The organism is Okeania sp. SIO2B9 (assembly GCF_010672505.1).
GTDB classification, from domain to species: domain Bacteria; phylum Cyanobacteriota; class Cyanobacteriia; order Cyanobacteriales; family Microcoleaceae; genus Okeania; species Okeania hirsuta.
In genome coordinates, this window is sequence record NZ_JAAHGK010001307.1 from 1 (window position 1) to 2,078 (window position 2,078).

General features: G+C 40.7%; 1 protein-coding gene. It reads right to left on the reverse strand.

The window, feature by feature from the left end; all coding sequences use genetic code 11:
- Positions 1-303: 303 nt before the first annotated feature.
- On the reverse strand, positions 304-2,013 hold the full coding sequence (gene nadB, locus F6K13_RS30140; protein ID WP_287239491.1) for an L-aspartate oxidase: 1,710 nt from the start codon (positions 2,011-2,013) through the stop codon (positions 304-306).
- Positions 2,014-2,078: the final 65 nt, after the last annotated feature.

A 2,078-nucleotide genomic window follows, 5' to 3' on the forward strand; every position in this document is an offset into this window, starting at 1 on the left:
TTATCATTTTCTTTGTGGGTTTAATACCCCACCGTCAACGGGGGTGTTCACGCATTACTTGGGGGAGCGAATCCCCATGTAATTTTCCTCCTGTCTCCTGTCTCCTGTCTCCTGTCTCCTTCTTCAATTTCCTACCTTAAATACCTCTTCATGGCTATCTTTAGCTTTTTTTTACAAACAGTCTCTAAGATTTTTAGACATAGATTTGAAAAAGAATGCAGAGAAGTTAAATAGAGCTTCCCTGCAGGTGTTTGATCAAAGGTTTATTTATGATGATAATTCAGTAGTTAACCTGAGATCATATTATGCCTCAACTGCCATACTTTTGATTTTTAACTCTTCAGAATTAATTCCCATGGGCGATTTCCACAAGCGATCGCCCTGCACCAAAGTATGTACGTTCCAACGGTCAGAAGTTTGAGGATAATCGCTACGATAATGTCCACCTCTACTTTCAATTCGCCATGCAGCACTTTTGAGAATTAAATAACCTAGATCCAAAAGATTGAGCGTTTCTGCAACCATCCGCAACTGTTGTTCAGCATCAGTCGAGTTTAACTCTATCATCTGGTTAGGCAATAGATTTGCTAAAAATTGAACTATATCCAAACCTGCCAAACTTTCTCGCCAATTATTAATTTTATGTAGGGATCTATCTAACAACTCTCTTTCACGAGAGATACCCGCACTTTCCCACATTAAACTCGGTAGCATTTGCCGAATCAATTCTATCTTTTCCATATCCCCACTCCAATTAAAGTCTACCTGCGACACCTCAGAATTAGGCGCAACTAAATTTGGCTGAATTTCAATGCGAGATAGTTGAGAAGCAAACACTAAACATTCCAACAAAGAATTACTAGCTAAACGATTTGCTCCATGAACTCCCGTACTTGCCGTTTCTCCGATGGCATAGAGTCCACGAATTGAGGTTTTACTCATTAAGTTACAAGCAATTCCACCCATCCAATAATGAGCAGCAGGAGCAACCGGAATAGGTTCTTGAAAAACATCAATACCCCATTGTTTGCAGACATTGATAATATTGGGGAAGCGATAACGAATGCGGTCGGGAGCAATAGGTCGCAAATCTAAATAAACATGAGCTTGGGTGGGATCATCTGCAGTTTTTTGCAAGTGATGAAAAATAGCTCTACTGACAACATCTCTTGGTGCCAACTCTCCAGCAGGATGATATTCAAAGGCAAAGCGGTTTCCACGATCGTCAATTAGATGCGCTCCTTCCCCCCGCACAGCTTCACTAATCAGAAAATGAGGAGCGCCTGGTTTAGTTAAAGCAGTAGGATGAAATTGGAAAAATTCCAAATCTCGTAACACAGCTCCCGCACGCCAAGCTATTGCTACTCCATCCCCTGTACTCACTTCCGGGTTAGTTGTTTGAGCAAATATTTGACCCCCTCCACCCGTTGCCAGCACAACTACAGAAGATTTTAACCACTGAATTTTACTTTGATGGAGAAGACTAATACCTTGGACGCGATTTTTTTGTGGTGTTAGCCATAAATTTAATGCTACTGCCTGAGAAATAACTTGAATGTTTTGACGTTCCAACACTTTTGCTGTCAGTGTATCAATAATAGCTCGACCTGTAGTATCTGCGGAATGAAGTACGCGAGGATATGAGTGGGCAGCTTCTAAAGTCATTGCCAGTTTTTCTCCTTTGCGGTCAAAAGCAACACCCATTTCTACTAGATGAGCGATCGCTTCACCTGCATTCTCAACCATGAATTTTACCGCTTCTTTTTCACATAAACCCACACCTGCTTTGAGGGTATCTTCTAAGTGTAAGAATGGATGATCTGATGGATCTACAGCAGCAGCAATACCTCCCTGAGCGCAGTTACTCGATCCCATATTTATGACATCCTTAGTAACTAAACCAACTCTAAGATGAGTAGGTAAACAAAGTGCAGCATAAAGTCCTGCTGCACCCGAACCTACTACTATAACATCAAAGTAGGGGGAAATATTTAGAGATTTTAATCTTGGCATTCGTATAAAGTTATTTATTTGATCTAGAATAAATCAGTGTACAATTTTGTTGAGCAAAGCTTTTA

Bases quoted from the DNA above. Each gene is read 5' to 3' on its own strand.
- nadB (WP_287239491.1), bottom strand. From the start codon at position 2,013: ATGCCAAGATTAAAATCTCTAAATATTTCCCCCTACTTTGATGTTATA.